Annotated in this window: 12 protein-coding genes and 1 pseudogene; 4 read left to right on the forward strand and 9 right to left on the reverse strand. The window is 61.5% G+C overall.

Features of this window, described 5'->3' with window-relative positions; all coding sequences use genetic code 11:
- Window positions 1-19 precede the first annotated feature (19 nt).
- The 4 genes and pseudogenes from BN1241_RS04820 to BN1241_RS13580 form a co-directional block, all read left to right on the forward strand.
- Window positions 20-1,354 (forward strand): dihydrolipoamide acetyltransferase family protein, encoded by a 1,335-nt coding sequence (locus tag BN1241_RS04820; RefSeq protein WP_054952570.1) that lies wholly within the window; start codon window positions 20-22, stop codon window positions 1,352-1,354.
- Window positions 1,355-1,790: 436 nt separating this feature from the next.
- Window positions 1,791-3,353, forward strand: a complete 1,563-nt coding sequence (locus tag BN1241_RS04825) for an FGGY-family carbohydrate kinase (protein ID WP_054952571.1) — start codon at window positions 1,791-1,793, stop codon at window positions 3,351-3,353.
- A complete protein-coding gene (locus BN1241_RS04830) occupies window positions 3,350-4,426 on the forward strand; it encodes a zinc-dependent alcohol dehydrogenase (RefSeq protein WP_077138282.1) in 1,077 nt (358 codons plus the stop codon). Before BN1241_RS04825 ends, BN1241_RS04830 begins: the two co-directional genes overlap by 4 nt.
- 556 nt (window positions 4,427-4,982) lie before the next feature.
- A pseudogene (locus tag BN1241_RS13580) lies at window positions 4,983-5,225 on the forward strand (dihydroxyacetone kinase subunit DhaK); the annotation flags it as partial.
- A gap of 243 nt (window positions 5,226-5,468) precedes the next feature.
- Here the strand turns inward: BN1241_RS13580 and BN1241_RS04840 are convergent.
- From BN1241_RS04840 to BN1241_RS04880, 9 genes are all read right to left on the reverse strand, one after another.
- The gene (locus BN1241_RS04840) at window positions 5,469-6,992 is read right to left on the reverse strand and encodes a xylulokinase (protein ID WP_054952574.1); all 1,524 of its coding nucleotides are present in this window, start codon (window positions 6,990-6,992) and stop codon (window positions 5,469-5,471) included.
- A gap of 1 nt (window position 6,993) precedes the next feature.
- Window positions 6,994-7,689: a deoxyribose-phosphate aldolase gene (deoC, locus tag BN1241_RS04845; protein WP_054952575.1), complete on the reverse strand. Its 696-nt coding sequence runs from the start codon at window positions 7,687-7,689 to the stop codon at window positions 6,994-6,996.
- Between the two features lie 350 nt (window positions 7,690-8,039).
- Window positions 8,040-8,867, reverse strand: coding sequence for a DeoR/GlpR family DNA-binding transcription regulator (locus BN1241_RS04850; protein WP_054952576.1), 828 nt, complete (start codon window positions 8,865-8,867; stop codon window positions 8,040-8,042).
- Between the two features lie 79 nt (window positions 8,868-8,946).
- Window positions 8,947-9,981: a zinc-dependent alcohol dehydrogenase gene (locus tag BN1241_RS04855; protein ID WP_054952577.1), complete on the reverse strand. Its 1,035-nt coding sequence runs from the start codon at window positions 9,979-9,981 to the stop codon at window positions 8,947-8,949.
- A gap of 13 nt (window positions 9,982-9,994) precedes the next feature.
- Window positions 9,995-11,041, reverse strand: a complete 1,047-nt coding sequence (locus tag BN1241_RS04860) for an NAD(P)H-dependent glycerol-3-phosphate dehydrogenase (RefSeq protein ID WP_054952578.1) — start codon at window positions 11,039-11,041, stop codon at window positions 9,995-9,997.
- 15 nt (window positions 11,042-11,056) lie between these two features.
- Entirely contained in the window at window positions 11,057-12,622 is a 1,566-nt protein-coding gene (locus BN1241_RS04865; protein WP_054952579.1) for a xylulokinase, read from the reverse strand.
- Window positions 12,623-13,050: 428 nt separating this feature from the next.
- Complete coding sequence (locus tag BN1241_RS04870) at window positions 13,051-13,707, reverse strand: class II aldolase/adducin family protein (protein WP_054952580.1); 657 nt, start codon at window positions 13,705-13,707, stop codon at window positions 13,051-13,053.
- A gap of 18 nt (window positions 13,708-13,725) precedes the next feature.
- The gene (locus BN1241_RS04875; RefSeq protein ID WP_054952581.1) at window positions 13,726-14,748 is read right to left on the reverse strand and encodes a 2-hydroxyacid dehydrogenase; all 1,023 of its coding nucleotides are present in this window, start codon (window positions 14,746-14,748) and stop codon (window positions 13,726-13,728) included.
- Between the two features lie 30 nt (window positions 14,749-14,778).
- Window positions 14,779-16,287: an FGGY-family carbohydrate kinase gene (locus BN1241_RS04880; protein ID WP_054952582.1), complete on the reverse strand. Its 1,509-nt coding sequence runs from the start codon at window positions 16,285-16,287 to the stop codon at window positions 14,779-14,781.
- Window positions 16,288-16,405 lie beyond the last annotated feature (118 nt).

Consider the following 16,405-nt stretch of genomic DNA (forward strand, 5'->3'; position numbering starts at 1 on the left):
CACAGAAGGAAGAAACTCAATGGCACAGTATTTCACCATGCCCGGGCTCTCGGCTGACGCCGAGGAGGCCCTCCTGGAAGATTGGCTCATCAAGGAAGGCGACGAGCTCTCCGAAGGAAGCCCGATCGCAACGGTCGAGACCGATAAGGCCGTCGTTGACATTGACATCAACGATGATGGGGTGGTGCACGCCCTGCTCGTCGAGACGGGCACATCCGTCCCCGTAGGCGACCCGATTCTCGTCCTGCGGGGTGCAGATGAGGACCCCGCAGAGGCCGATCGCCTAACCGCGCTCGCCAAGGGCCAGGACGCGCCCATGAAGGAAGAATCCGCGCCCGCTGAGGCACCAGCATCGGATTCCACCACGGAGAAGTCCGAGCCAGCACCCGAACAGCCTGCCCCCGCACCGGTGGCAGACGCAGCGCCGGCTCCTGCCGCCTCCGGCGGTGGCCGACTGTTTGTCACCCCGATCGTTCGCAGGCTGGCCCGTGAACAGGGCATCGACCTGACGACGATCACCGGCACTGGCAAGAATGGTCGCATCATCCGCCGCGACTTCGAGAAGGCCGTGGCAGAGCGTGGCTCTCAGCCGCAGACCCTTGCACCCGCCGCATCCGAGGATCCGGCTGCAAAACCTGCCGAGCAGGCTTCGTCGATCGACGTATCCGTCTACCCGGGTGCGGAGTTTGTGGAGCATTCGCGTCTGCGCAAGGTCGTGGCTCGCCGCCTCCAGCAGTCGAAGCGGGAAGCACCCCACTTCTACCTGCGCCGCTCGGTCAAGGTCGATGATCTTCTGGCACTGCGCAAGCAGCTGAATGAGAACTCGCCGGTCCGGATCTCTGTCAACGACCTCGTTGTGAAGGCTGCCGCGAAGGCACTGGCCGAGTTCCCCGAGGTCAACACGGTGTGGGATGACGCGGGAGCGTACCGCCTAGCCGATGTCGATGTTGCAGTTGCCGTTGCTTCCGAGCGCGGCCTCGTCACCCCGGTAGTACGAAAGGCAGACCAGCTCGCACTTTCCGCACTCTCGTCCTCGATCAAGGACCTCGCCTCGCGGGCAAATGAGAACCGCCTCAAGCAGGACGAGCTCGTTGGTGGTGCACTGACGGTCTCCAACCTCGGCATGTTCGGGGTGGAAGACTTCGACGCGATCATCAACCCGCCGCAGGCAGCGATCCTCGCCGTCGGTTCCGCAAGCCCGCAGCCCATCGTGGTTGATGGTGAGCTGGCGATCGGCACGATCATGAAGCTGTCGCTGTCCGTTGATCACAGGAGCGTTGACGGTGCACTGGGTGCCCAGTTCCTAGCTCGCATTGTCGAGCAGCTGGAATCCCCCTTCAGCCTGCTCATCTAGTAGTCCGGCCCACCGCACGCGAGTGTGGTGGGCCGTTCTGTATCCAGATCCCACCATGTCCCAGATCACACCGGGAAGATCGGAGCAGCCCCTCACAGCCCATCCCCACTCACCCAACAATCTCTATGTCCTGGTCGTTGACTCACCATCAATGATTCCCTGTCCGCGAGCGCACCGCTTCCCGACCCCCTGGCTCTCAGAGCCGTTTTGGCATCTGTTCCTCACAACCGGGGTTGAGATGCCCCCGAATCCCACCGCACCGCGTGGGTCACGATTTCACTGCAATGAAGCAGTCCGTCACGGACCGATCTTCGCAACCGCCTGGATATGGGCGAGGCTGATCGCCCTCAGGCACACAACAAAATGACACGTTTTCTTTCCATCAACCGCCGCCAAGGAAGCGGCAGGTTCATTGTGTTCAAGGAGGAACATAGCTATGGCCGTTATGGAATACGTAATGGGAATTGATGCCGGAACATCCGTCGTCAAAGCAACAATCTTTAGCCTCGAGGGCCGTGAGGTCGCACGGGCCGCCCAGATCGTGCCGATCACGAACCCGCAGACCTACATGGCGGAGCAGGATTTGCACGACGTGTGGATGGCTGCCGTCAGAGCCGTCTCCGAAGCGCTGACCGGTTCCGCGATCACTCCAGACAAGATCCGGGCCGTTGCTGTCACCGGTCAGGGCGATGGTTCCTGGCTCGTTGACACCGCTGGTAACCCCGTTGGTCCAGCGATCTTGTGGACCGATGGTCGCGCTGGCGAGATCGTGGACGAGTGGGGCCGTAACGGCACCCTGTCCTCGACGTTTAAGATGACGGGTGGTGGCCCCTACGCCGGCACCACTTCCGCTATTTTGCGCTGGCGCATAGAGAACCAGAAGGAACTGCTCGAGCGCGACGATATCCGTAACGTGTACTGCAAGGACTGGGTGAGCTACAAGCTGTCCGGTGAGCTCTTCTCCGATCCGTCCGACTATTCGCTCATGGGTATCGACACCGTCAACCGCACCTACTCGGATGAGCTGATGGAAGCCTTCGGGATTACCGAAGTAAAGAAGTGGTTGCCCGAGCTCAAGAAGAACACCGACCAGGTTGGTGTGGTCACCGAACAGTCGGCAGCTCTGACGGGACTGCGTCCCGGCACCCCTGTCTTCAAGGGCGGCGTCGACATTTCCTGCTCCTCCCTCGGCTGTGGCGTTGCCGAGCCCGGTACGGCCATGGCAGTCATCGGCACCGCGGGCATTGTCACCGTCGCAACCGATGAGCCTCAGAATGCGTTCACTCCGGCCGATGTGGGCTGGCTGATTCCCCACACTGACAAGACCTGGATTCGTTCACTTGGCATGAACAGTGCGACAACGAACCTCGAGTGGTTCCTGCGCGAGTTCGGACTCCAGTTCCGTGAGGAAGCGAGTGCGGTTGAGGGACGGAACCTGTACAGCTACCTGGATCAGGAGCTGAAGAAGGTGCCGCTCGGCTCGAACGGCATCATGTACCACGGCTACAACGCACCGGGTGGTGAGCGTGCTCCGTTCATTAAGCCCAGTGCCCGCGCCTCCTTCAACGGCATCACCGGTGCCCACACCAGGTGGGAAATGATCCGCTCCGTCTACGAGGGCGTGGCCTACGGTATTCGTGACTGCCTCGACCCCATCCCGGTCAAGGTGGACACGATCAACATGGCCGGCGGTGGCGTGAACTCGCCCGTGTGGAGCCAGATCTTCGCCGACGTGCTCGGCCGCCGCGTGGTTGTTCCTGCTGGTACCGAATTCGGTGCGAAGGGTGCCGCGATCTGCGCAGCGACCGGCGTTGGCCTGTTCTCCTCGCTCGAAGAGGGCGTGCGCGAGACGGTTGATCCGCTCCGCATGTACGAACCAGACCCGAAGAAGACCGCTCTCTACGACGAGTTCTTCGATGTCTACAAGCGCCAGCGCCTTGCGACCATGGAGGTCTGGGACGATCTCCAGGCAATCACCCGAAAGGCTGCTCTAGCGTGAGAGCAATTGTGAAGACCGGCGACGGGCAGGTTGGCCTCCAAGAGGTGGCCGACCTGCCCGAGCCGGGGCCCGGAGAAGTCACGGTCAACGTGGCGGCAACGGCCATTTGCGGAACCGATAGGAACGAGATCGCCGGAACCACCGGCATGATCCCCCGCATTCTCGGCCACGAAGTATGCGGCGTGGTGGCCGCCATGGGAGATCCCCTCCCCGGCATCCCACTCTCCGCATCCATTGGTGACCGCGTGGTCCTGGAAACCGATGCATACCTGTGTCGGTCCTGCCACTGGTGCCGCACAGAACAATTCAACAGGTGCGAAAAGCGCACGGGGATTGGGCGCACCGCCCACGGCGGACTCGCCGAACAGATCACGATCAGGGCTGACGCCGTCCACCGGCTCCCCGAGAACGTGACCCTGCTCGAGGGTGCTCTCCTGGAGCCGCTCGCTGTTGCCGTCCATTCCGTTCTCGAGGGCCCCTTCAATGTGGGTCCCGATTCCACGGTCGTGGTGATTGGGCCGGGAACGATGGGGCATCTCTGCGCTCAGGTTGCCACCGCCGTCGGTGCGCGCGTCATTGTCGTCGGCCTCGACCGACACGAGGAACGCCTCGCCGTGGCGAGAGAAACGGGCGCATTCGCGACCGTCTCCACGGGGGCGGACGATGTTCGCGCCCTCCTCAGCGAGGTCACGGACGGGATGGGAGCGGACTACGTGTTCGAATGCTCCGGCTCCGTGTCCCAGGTTGTCGATGGTCTGTCGTATCTGCGGAAGGGTGGCATGCTTGGCCTTGTCGCCTTCTACCGCGATCCTCTCGTGGTAGATGCGATGACGATCATGCAGAACGAGCTGGGTGTGGTGGGATGCCGGGGCAAGCGCCCCTCCAGTTTCCGCACCGCGCTCGCCCTGCTCCGCAATGGTCACCTCAGCCTCGAGCCCGTCATCGGCTCCGTACGGAGCATGGATGAATGGGATGAGGCAGTTGACGAGGTGAGCCGCGGCGTCAAGGTCGTCATCACCCCCGGTGGTACACCGCTCGACCGGGACCTCCCACCCCGCCTCCAACGCGGTTAACCTCCCATTCGGATCTCCCTGGCTGGGAAACTTGGGAAGAGGGCTGTGGCCCGGGCTGTGTCCGGGCCACAGCCTGTCATCACGGCCACTTCAGCGCTCGCTATACCCCGACTGTTTCAGGTTCGCTCCTCCAACCAAGCCTTCCTTCAAGGCTGGACGGAGCTTCTACACCGCCCCGCACTCTCACCAAACGCTTCAAAATGCACACTATGGATTGCAGGCCGCATAGGCGCCGGCGGCAACGATGACACCGCCCTCCGCGCCTTCCACGGCCGGCGATCTGCACGGCTTCCGTAAACGCAAAAGCATCGTCGCAGCAGACCTCAAGTACTCAGGTTTCGTTGTGCAGACCATTGCGGACATCGAGAGAGACGCGACATATTTTGCCAAGCTCGATCCACTTGGTGACGATATCAACCTCGGTCATTCACCGTCTCGAGCCTTCGAGAATCCCTCGAGAGCTGAGACGAACTCGTAGTCCGTAACGCGGGTGTTGCCCTCCCGTACCACTCCCCGGCGAATCTTCACCTTCGCGGATGACGGGAAGGGAGTTGTTGTGGGTATTCACGGCGAGCCAGGTTGCCACCGCGACAGGATGGCTTCGACTGACGCGACCGTCGGCGAGTTTCTCGGCGCCGTTGTCCCAGACCTTCCGTTCGAATCCGGTGACGAGGTTGCCCTCATGATCAACGGCCTGGGCGGCACCCCGATCTCCGAACAGTACCTTCTCTACGGCATTGCGCACCGCAAGCTCGAAGAGAAGGGCATCAAGGTGTGGCGCCCCTACGTGGGTGAGTACTGCACCTCTCTGGAGAAGGCGGGGCCCTCCCTCACGCTTTTCAAGGTTGACAACGAACTTGGGGGAGCCGGTTGCAGTTCCGGCGGAGATTGCTATCCGCACCTGATAGCTTCCCTCACCAATCCGGCAGGGCCCCACCATTCGGTGGGGCCCTGCCCTGTTCCTATCAACTCTGGAGAACGCTCAATGCTTGGTGGGCTTTCCGTTCACCGTGGCGCTCCATGGAAAGCCCACTCGAGCGTTTTAGAACAGCTTTCCTTCGAGAGCCTCGTAGCTCTCAACAAAGGTTTCGAAGGCACTATCGTACTCGCGGGCCTTCGTGGTGTCGGGCTCGTAGCGGCTCGAGACGGCAACGGCACGTTCCGCTGCTTCCTCACACGAGTCGTAGACACCAACCCCGACGCCGGCGTACATGGCAGCGCCAAGGCAGCCCGCCTGGTCGTTGGCGAGGATCTCGATCGGGTGTCCGAGCGCATCGGCCAGCATCTGGCTCCAGACGGGCGACTTTGCCGCGCCACCGACGAGCCTGATGGTCTCAATGTCGATGCCGGCGGCCTTCTGGGCGTTAATGATGTCCTTCATTTCGAAGCAGATTCCTTCGAGAACTGCACGCACCACATCGGCCTTCGTGGTGGACAGGGACATGCCAAAGAGGTTCGCGCGTGCGCCGGAGTTCTGGCGGGCACCTGCCGCTCCTGCCAGGTACGGCAGGAACGTCACCCCGTTGGCACCGATCGTGGACTGGGATGCTTGGCGGGTCATGAACTCGTAAGGATCAATACCAACGGCGAGACCGGCCGCTGTCTCCAGGTCACTGAAGGTGTCGCGGAACCAGCGGAAGGCCGAGGCGGAGGTATTCGAGAATGCCTCGATGGTCCAGTTACCCATGCCGTGGTTGGGCTTCACAACGAGCTTGCGAGCAGGATCGCGCTTCGGCTCGTCCATGACGACGTAGCAGGAGCCGAAGGTGCCCATGACCATGACCGTGTCGCCACCCTTGACAGCTCCGCCACCGAAGGTGGAGCAGTTCTGGTCGTGACCGCCGATCGACAGCGGAACACCGTCGGGCAGTCCCGCACGCAGCGCGATGTCACCGGTGATCTCGCCAACCACTTGACCCGGGGTGGTGGAAATCTTTGCGCGCTTCTCGAGCGGAAGTCCTACGAGATCGTGAACGTCCTTCGACCACTCCATCGTGTCCACGTTGAGCATGCCCTCGCGGGAGGCCGAGGAGAGGTCGGTCCAGTAGTCTTCGGCACCCCAGAGCTTGAGCAGGTATTCCTGCTCGGACAGGAGCCAGCGTGCTCGCTCAAAGTTCCCCGGCTCGTTGTCTCGGAGCCATGCCCACTTGGGAGCGGCGGAGTTGGTGTTGAGGGGGTCGCCGGTTTCAGCGTAAAACTTGTCAGCACCGTAGGCTTCGCGCAGCTGGGGGATGTAGGGGGCGCCGCGCAGGTCCTGCCAGGAGACGAAGTCCCGCATGAGGAAGCCTTCCTCATCCAGCATCGTCAGCAACGGTGCCTGCGAGGAGAAGGCAAGACCCTTGATCTTCTTGCGGTCGATCTGCGACTTGTTGATCGCAACGCGGCACGATTCGACAAGCGGCGGAATAATGTCATCGTAGGACTGCTCGATCCATCCCGGCTGCGGGAACAGTGACGGGTACTCGCGGTAGTCCATTCCCACCGGCTTGCCATCCTCCGTGAAGATGACGGTCTTACATCCGGTCGTTCCAGCATCAATGCCGATGAGGTAGCTCTCGTTCGACATGTCACACCCCATTTTCGAGGTAGTTTGCGTACTGTTTGACGAGTTTGGCTGCGGAGCGGGTGCCGATCAGGGACACGCCCAGCTTCTCAATTGCCCACAGGGTGGCAGGCAGAGTGAACGTGCGCGGCACACCGGAGACCTTCAGGAGGGTCTTGGGGTTCGTAATATTATCGCGCATGATCTTGACCTGAGCCTCGGTCGGGAAACCCTCCGAACCCGTAGCAGTCTTGACGTAATCCACCCCAGCATCCGAACACATCCGCGTCAGGGATGCGATCTCCTCATCGGTCAAGAAACACACTTCATAAATGAGCTTCGAGATCGCCTTACCCGAGCAACGCTCCACAAGACCAGCAAGTTCCTTCTCGACCAAGGCATAGTTCTTATCCCTCAGTGCACCAATATTGAGCACCATGTCCACCGCAGTTGCCCCAAGCTCGAGGCCCTCCTCGATCTCAGCGAACTTCATCGCCGTCGATGTCGCACCATAGGGGAAAGAAATAGCGGTACCGACGTGCACATCGGAGCCTTCCAGGACCTCGGCAACGACCGGGGTCCAGTACGAGTTCGTGTAGCACGCCGCCACATTCGCATCCCTAGCTCCCTGAGCGTGGGCCCGGATCTCTTCCTCTGTTGAGCTCTGCAAATGCAGGGCCATATCAAAATGCTTCGCATACTCGGCAACCGAAAGCGCCATGAAACTTCCCCCTCGAAGAAACGTTTGTCTCAGGTTCTCCAACGAACCCAGATGTGAACTATACAAACTTCTATACAAGTATAGTCACGTATTCAAGGTAACAGATTTTTTGCTAAAGAGGGCCATCTACCAGGCACCTCGCACGCTCTCCCGGTGCGGCTGGGACAAAATCCGGTGAAACAACTTATGAGCGGGGTTTGTTTACGCGCGTCGGTTTAGCCGTGCCGAGGGAACAAGTTAGTGCTCCTAGCGTGCGCACACTTCAGTGACGACAGCGCACAGTGCGGGATCTACCGGTAAGGATCGGAGCTGGAAGGGATCGAGATCATTCCAGTCCGCGCCATCGCAGTCTATTGTTTCGGGGTTGTTCCGACCCGGACGGTGGCGCCGCGTTCACGCAGTTTCGCGATCGTGTCCTCCGGAGTCTCAGCATTCACCACGACGCTATCAAAGTCGGCAGTATCGGCAACCCGGTAAAGGGCCTTGCGTTCGAACTTGGAGGCGGTGACCGCAAGGTGCGACTGGACGGAGGCTTCGAGCATGAGCGCCTTGTAGTCGGCGACCTGGGAGTAGGGGTGGTAGACGACACCGTCGGATATGGCGGCGGCGGAGATGAAGGCGTGGTCGGCTCTGACCTGCTGCAGGGTCTTCACCCCTGCCGAACCGTAGTTCGCATCGAGATGCCGGTCGTACCGTCCACCGAGGGTGATGAGCTCCCAGTCGGGCACCGAACCGGCGAGCTGGATGATCGACCAGTTGTTGGTGATGATCGTGAGTCCCCCAACCGAGGTGAACTGCTTGAGGATTGAGAAGACTGTCGAGGAGTCATCACAAATGATTGAGGTGCCTCGAGTCATGTACTTTTCGAACTGCGAGGCGAGTGAGAGCTTGGAATCCTCTTCCTGGGTGAGGCGGTACTTCATTGACGTCTCAGACAGGGAGGTGGCCACCGCGGTCACTTCACCGCGGGAGCGGACGATGACCCGGTCGTTCTCGAGCTCTGACAGATCCCGGTAGATCGTCATGGGTGAGGCATCAACGAGTTTCAAAAGGTCCTCAACACGCACCGTTCCAGCGTTGAGGACATGCTCGGCGAGCAGCTGTTGTCGGTCGTTCTTACTCAGTTGAGCCACGTTGCTCTTCTCCAATCCGTTACCGGGAGTTTCGGCATCTTTCACAGGTTCAGGATATCGGGTGGGAGTACCAATCCTGGAATGGGGTGTGCCGGGGCGTTACCGCCCCGGCACTAACCCTTAACTAGGGGCGAAGGATGTACTTCGAACCTTTGCCCTGCGCCATATCCTCCAGCGACTCGACGAGTGCCTCCAGGGGGCGCACCTCGGTACAGAGAGACATGCCATCAAACTTGCCTGTCGACAGGAGTTCGACCGCGATCTTCACGTACCGGGGTTGGTGATGGTACACGCCCTTGAGCGTGTACTCCTTGTAGTGCATGTCCGAGGAGTTGACCGAGAACGGCGCATCCTTCGGAGTGCCACCAAAGAGAACGGCGGTCCCACCGGGGCGCAGGCAGTGAACGGCTTGTTCCCACACCTGCGGCAGACCCACGGCCTCAACGGCAACGTCTGCGCCGCGTCCGCCGGGGGTGAGTTCGTTGATCTTTGCGGCGCACTCCTGAGGAGTCTCAAGGCCGGTCAGGTCAACGATCCGGGCTCCGGCCGCTTCCGCCTGTGCGAGGCGAGAGGCAGACCGGTCGGCTGCGATGACGCTGGCGCCGCGCAGCTGTGCGAGCTTGATGAACATCTGCCCGATCGGTCCCGCACCGTTCACCGTCACCGTGTCACCCAGTTTGATTCCGGATTCGGAGATGCCGTGGACGACGGTCGAGAGCGGCTCCAGGGGTGCCGCAGCCTCAAAGGCGAGGGTATCGGGAATCTTGTAGGTGTTCCGTTCAACGATCGCCTTGGGGATGATGATTTGTTCGGCGAATGCCCCGTTGAGGTATTCGAGGTTTTCGCACAGCGATTCGCGGCCAATCGAGCAGGCCCAGCAGTGACCGCAGGGGGCCGAGTTTGCTGCCACGACGCGATCACCAACGGCGAAGTCGGTGACCCCTTCTCCGATTTCGGTGACGATACCGGAGAATTCGTGTCCGAACCTGGCGGGCAGGGTCGGGAACAGGGTGGGGTGTCCGCGACGGTAGGACTTGAGGTCGGTACCGCAGGTTGCTGCCGCCTTGACTTCGACAGCGATCTCACCGGGTCCGGGTGTGCCGATCTCCACCTCTTCGAGGCGGAGATCGCCTGGGCCGTAGAACATGTACGCTCGCATGAGCTTCCTTTCTTTAGGGCCGGGCCGGGAGAACGGCGCGGGTGAGAATATTTGTGAAGTCCGGATCGTCTTCATAAACGATCTGGCGGGCCGCGTAGAGCAGTGGCATGCGCTCCTTCACGTCGGTGGCGCTCTGTTCGACGAGGTCGATCGCGAGCGGGATCGCGGGGACCCCCTCCACTGTCTGCTCGAGCTCGGCCATGGTCTTGAGCGCTGCTTGTGCGCCCTCACCGCGGCCGATTCGAACTCCGTAAACCTTGTTGCGTCCGGACAGTCCGGTCACTTCGAGGTCACCAACGCCGGGCAGTCCGTAGGCAGTTGCTTCCTTCGCGCCGAGCGCGACGGAAAGGATTGACATTTCCCGGACCGCCTGCGCGAAGGTTGCGGCCTTGAGGTTGTGGTGGGGGTGTCCGGTCTGTTCCTGCAGGCCGTCGGCGATGCCGAGCATGATGGCGTACACGTTCTTCATCGGTGCACACACCTCGACGCCCACCTCATCATCGGTCGCTTCGATCGCGTAGTGCTCGGAGCGGGCCGCCCGAGCGTACTTGACCGCCACATCCAGGTCACGGCTGCCGAAGATCGTGGCCGTGGGTTCGTTGGCCGCACATTCGTTGGCCTTGACCGGGCCTGCGATCGCAACGATCGGAGGGAGGGTGATGCCCTTAGCCTCCGCCATGCGGCGCAGCCCGGCCGGGAGCAGTGCGATCTTGCCGTTCTCGTCGGGCATGAAGCCCTTCGTCGTCAGCCAGAGCGCCTGGGCCTTGGAGATGGCGTCGAATGCCATCTCCGCCACCTTCGGCACACCGACGGAGGCAACGGAGAGTGCCACCACTTCAACGCCGTCCATGGCCTGTTCGAGTTCCGCGGAGCGGAATGTCTTGACCTTGTCGGAGATGATGGTGTCGATGCGGGGGTGGGGGGTTCCTGCCTCGATTGCATCGATCAGGTGGTCGTCAAGCCAGGTGCCCCAGAGGTTAACCTCCCAGCCCGCTCGGACCAGGGCGTTGGCGAGCCCGGAGCCCATGGCTCCCGCCCCAAGAATTGCAATGGACGACATGTTGATCCCTTTCCGCTAGTTGTCTTCGTTTGAAACTTCAGCATCCGGGTAACGACGGGCAAAGTCATGCAACAGGTCGTTTGTTTCCTTCAGGTCCGCGTAGAGGCGTCCCTGGATTTCACCCAGCTCTGAATAGATCTTGTGGTTTTCTTCGTTGGGTTCGGTCGAATCCGTGAACTGCGCCATGCTCCGAGCGGCCGTTGCGATCGAGTTGTCACCGAAGACGCCGGTGGAGGCCATGGCGACAACCCCGGCTCCGAGTGCCGAGATTTCGTCTTCCTTGCAGGCGGTGATGGGCAGGCCGATCGCGTCGGTCATGATCTGGCGCCAGAGCTTGGAGCGGACGCCGCCACCCATGGCACGGACCGTGGTGAGCTTCGTGCCGGTTGCTTCCTGGAGGGCACCGAGGGAGCGCGCCATTTCCATGGAGATCGCTTCGAGGAGGGAACGGTACATGGAGCCACGTCCGTGGGTCCCCCGCCATCCCACAACCCCACCGCGGGCGATGGGCTCCCAGTAGGGGCTCTGAACCGCGTTCCAGTAGGGCAAGGTCACGAGGCCACCGGATCCCACGGTGCGCGCTGCCGCCTTGGCCTCGAGCTCCGGATCCGGGCCACCGTTGAGTGCAGGGTTACCAAATTCCTTGCGGAACCAGGTGGTGAGGAATGCACCCGAGGACTGCAGGACCTCGAGAACGTAGGTGTCGGGAATGCCGCCCGCAAGGGTCCGGAAGACCTGGCCGTACTGGTATTCGTTGGCGGTCACGCCCGCGTTCACGGCTGTTCCCATGTTGAGGTAGGCGACCTCCGGGTCAACGGCTGCGGCACCAACGCCGGCGGCCTGACCGTCACCGAGTCCGGCAATGACCGGGATTTCCTTGGAGATGTTCCAGGCTTCGCGCACGTCCTTCTTGACGTAACCAATGACGTCACCGGGCTGGTACAGCTTTGCCATCTGCTCGCGCTTGACGCCAGCAATCTCCATGAGCTGGTCGGAGTAGTCGAGCTTCTCAATGTCGAACAAGCCGAGCGAGTCAGCTGCCGCAACGGAGGAGTTCCATTCCCCGGTCAGGCAGTACACGAGGTAGCCGTGCACGTCGACAATCTTGTCAGCACTCGCCCACATCTCCGGCTCGTGCTCCTTCACCCACGCCATCTTGTAGATCGCGGGAGTCACGTCGGCGGGCTTACCCGACAGCTTGTGAATTTCGGGCGTGCCGTACTTCTTAATCTGGTCGGCGGCGCGAATATCGAGCCAGAGAATACCGTCACGCAGGGGCGTGCCATCAAGGCTGAATGGTGCGAAGGTCTCGCGCTGGTGGGTGAGGCCGATGGCTTCAATACGGCCGCGGTCCTTCATCTTCAGCTTTGAGACTGCCTCGGCAATGGCTGCGTTGGTCGAGCTCCACCAGTGAGCGGGATTGTGCTCACCGAAGCCCTGCTGAGGTGTGCGGAGTGGAATTTCGCGCTTGCCGAGGGCGAGCACGTTTCCTTCAACATCGACAACGATGGCCTTCGACGACGTGGTCGACGAGTCAACGGCGATAACGAGGGGACCTTCGTTGGTATTCAACTTATTCATGTTCGTTCTCCTGAATTCTTCCTTGAATCCGGCCGGCAATAACCGACGTTACGTAACAGTATTAACAGATCAAACTGATAAATCCACCAATTTTATCTGTTGGGAATGTGTGCAGCGGCGTTTGCACGGATCGCCACGAGTCATTTTGTTCAGAACGCCCCTGACCTGGGAAAACCCGCGGTGCCTATAAACCGGGCTATCCCATGGCGTCACTAGCCGTGGACAGGAGTCTCAGCAGAGCCGCAGTTAGTGGGAAAACAACAGCACGGCTACCGCAAGCGGGAAGTATGTGACATGTGAGAGTTGCATATCGAGGGTGTGCGAATCAGAGGTGTGCACTTTGCAGGGGAAGGCGAAGGCGGGGAGGTCTTACCTCCCCGCCTTGTTACCTTCCAACCACCGCTAGGGGTGGTTGGTTGGTTGGTTGGTTAGTTGTCTTCCTCGAGTGCCGGCTGCTTGCCGTAGGAGGACATGCCGACAATCGCCGAATCAATCTGCTCGTCGCTCAAGAGAGCGATGTCAGCGCCGGTCGCCATGGCGCGAAGGTGGATCTCGCAAATGTATTCCAGGATCGGCAGGAGGTTCACTGCCTTCTTGAGGTCCGGGCCGATGGTGATGGCACCGTGGTTCTTCATGAGGGCGCCGCTGCGGCCCTCAAGGGCCTTCGAGACATTCTCTGCCAGTTCGTCGGTTCCAAACTCCGCGTAGGGGGCGACACGGATGATGCCGCCGAGCATGGCGGAGTAGTAGTGCGAGGGCGGGATCTCGTCAACGACCAGGCCGAGTGCCGTGGAGGCGTAGGCGTGGTTGTGGGTGATTGCCTGAGCATCCGTTGCCTCGTAGACGGAAATGTGGAGGGGCAGTTCCGAGGAGGGCTTGAGCCTTCCCTCGACGTGCTCACCATTCATGTCGTACACCACGACGTCCTCCGCGGTCATCGTGTCGTAGTCAACTCCCGAGGGGGAGATGACAACATGGTCGCCGATGCGGATGGAGACGTTACCGGCGGTGCCAACCACCAGGTTCTCAGCCACCATGAACTTGCAGGTGTCGACTACTTCTTGGCGTTCTTTTTCGTACAGCATTCTTCTCTCTTACTTTTTCTACTTGAGAACTTCGGGATTGGCCAGGTGCTGGGGCTTCTCACCGCGGGCGTAGGCGGCGATGTCCGCGGAGGCGATGCGAGCAGCAACTCGCGAGGCTTCCTGGGATGCTCCAGCAAGGTGCGGGGTGAACGTGATCCGCGGGGTGCGGAGCAGGCGATGATCGGCAGGCAGCGGCTCTTCGGGCAGGCAGTCAAATGCTGCTGCGTGAAGGTGACCGGAGTCGATCGAATCGCACACGGCGTCATAGTCGACAAGGGGTCCGCGAGCACAGTTCACGAGTATCGCGCCCTTCTTCATCTTCGCCAGCGTCTCGGCGTTGATCATGTGACGGTTCTCGTCCGTGACGCGGGCATGAAGGGTCACGAAGTCGGATTCGGCGAGCAACTCACCGAGGCTGACAAATTCGGCAATTCCGTCGTTGCCGGGTTCCTTGAACGGGTCGAACACGAGCACGCGGGCACCGAATGCCTTCATGATCGCCGCAACCCGGGCTCCGATCGCACCGTATCCGACCACGCCAACCGTGGAGGCACCGACTTCCTGTCCCGTCTTTTCAAACGTGTAGTAGTCGGTTGCCCACTCCCCGTTGATCACTTCCTGGTGGCGTTGGGCGATTTGACGGGCGGCCGCAAGGAGCATCGCAACCGAGTGTTCGGCGGTGGCGCGTGCGTTCCTGCCGGGGGCGTAGGAAACCATGACGCCGTGCTTGGTGGCTGCATCGATGTTGACGTTGACGGGGCCACCTCGGCAGATCGAGATCAGCTTGAGGTCGGGGCTCGAGGCGATCACTTTTTCCGTGAACGGGTGCGTGTGGGAGACAACGACTTCCTGGCCTTTGAGGGCCTCAATAAGTTCCTCTTCGTCACCGAGTGCCTCCTGCACTTCGGCCACGTCCCCGAAGGGCGGGGTCGGCCACGTTCCCTTGAGCCTGCTGATCTCGGCGTCGGGTAGTTCGCTTGTCAGCGCGGTTGTCAGCACCTCATCGGTCAGGAATCCGTCCGATGCTATGAGTACTTTCATGTTTCGCTTCTTTCCGCTCCCGGGTGGGGGCTAGTTGGCGGACTTGCGCAGTGCCCTCATGGTCGGCCACACGGGACGCAGAGCGCCACGAGTGTCGAGGAACAGCTGGTAGGCCTCGCGGTACAGGTCGTGGTTGTCGGGGTTGGGCTCGAAGGTCTGCGTGGAGGCACCGAGGGCTTCCGCGGCTTCCGGGATCGTGCCGTAGCGTCCCGCGGAAACGAGGGCGAGAACGGCGGCACCGCGCGCACCGGCTTCGGGTGCATCCTGGCGAACCACGGTCAAGCCCGTCGTATCGGCGAGGATCTCGCAGATGAGGTCGGACCTGAATCCGCCACCGGAGACCAAAAGGTCATCGGTCACCTCGAGGGTTTCGATGCATTCCACGAGGGAGAAGGCAACGCCCTCGTAGACGGAGCGCAGAATGTCTTCACGTTCGGTCGTGAGCGACATGCCCTGCCACGAGGCAGAGGCAGCCGCATCGAGGAACGGGGCACGCTCGCCACCGGGTGCAGCATAGGGCAGGTAAATAACGCCGTGCGAGCCGGGGCCGGCCTTGCGGGCACCCGCCTCAATATCGTCCCAGTCGGCTTCCTCGAGGCCGAGCATCTTCCGAATCCAGTCGAGGTTCGGGGTGCCGGTCATGGGGGCCATGAATTCGAGAACCTGGGCGTCGTTACCGGTGGCGAGCACCATGGACAGGTCCGACTTGCGTTCCGCCACGGACGGCAGCAGGGTTCCGACGAAACCGGTGGTGCCGAGAATCAGCCAGGTCGCACCGTCTTCGACAGCGCCGAGACCGGCACCGGTCACGGCCACGTCAATCTGGCCCACGCCCACGGGAGTGCCGGCCGGGATGCCGGTCTGGGCGGCGGCCTCCTCCGACAGCGGGGAGGGCTTGCCGGCCGGGTGACGCACCTCCGGCAGTAGCGGCAGAGCATCGCTCAGGTTGAGTGCCTTAGCGAGCTCTTCGGAGTATCCGGAGGCGTCGCGGACGTCAAGGAGGGTGCGGGATGCTTCCGAGAAGTCGGTTGCCCGTTCCCCCGTTAACTTAAAGCGCAGCCAGTCCTTGCAGTACAGCTGGGTTGCGGCCCGCGCCATGACCTCGGGTTCGTTCTCGCGCAGCTCTTCCAGCAGGACCGGGAAGAGCCCGCTGAACAGGGAGGTGCCGGTGACTTCGAGGACCTTGGCGTCCTTTCCGTCCTTCGACCAGGCAGCAACGCGTTCACCCGCGCGACCATCCATCCAGTTCGCGGCGGGTCGGATCGGTTCACCGGCTTCGTCCACGAGCCACACGCCATCGCCCTGGCCGGTGAGGCCAATGCCGACAACCTCATGACCATCGAGCTGGTCGTTGACCGACTTAAGGCAGGTGGCAACCGCCTGCCAGATCAGGTTCATGTCTTGCTCGGCCTCACCGTTGGGGCCGTAGTTGACGGGGACAGATTCGTGGTGGGTTGCGTAGATCTCGCCGTCGAGAGTGAACGCGACAGCCTTAACGGCGGTCGTGCCGCCATCAACACCAATAATGACTTCGGACATTGTGACTCCTCATTGAGTGGCCTGGAGTAAGTGTGGATTGGTGGGGTGGAGCCAGTGCCTCTCTCCCACCACCAACCTGCCGTTCTCTCGGTACCCTGCCGCGGCACGGTACCGACAG

The organism is Flaviflexus massiliensis (genome assembly GCF_001375495.1).
GTDB lineage: Bacteria > Actinomycetota > Actinomycetes > Actinomycetales > Actinomycetaceae > Flaviflexus > Flaviflexus massiliensis.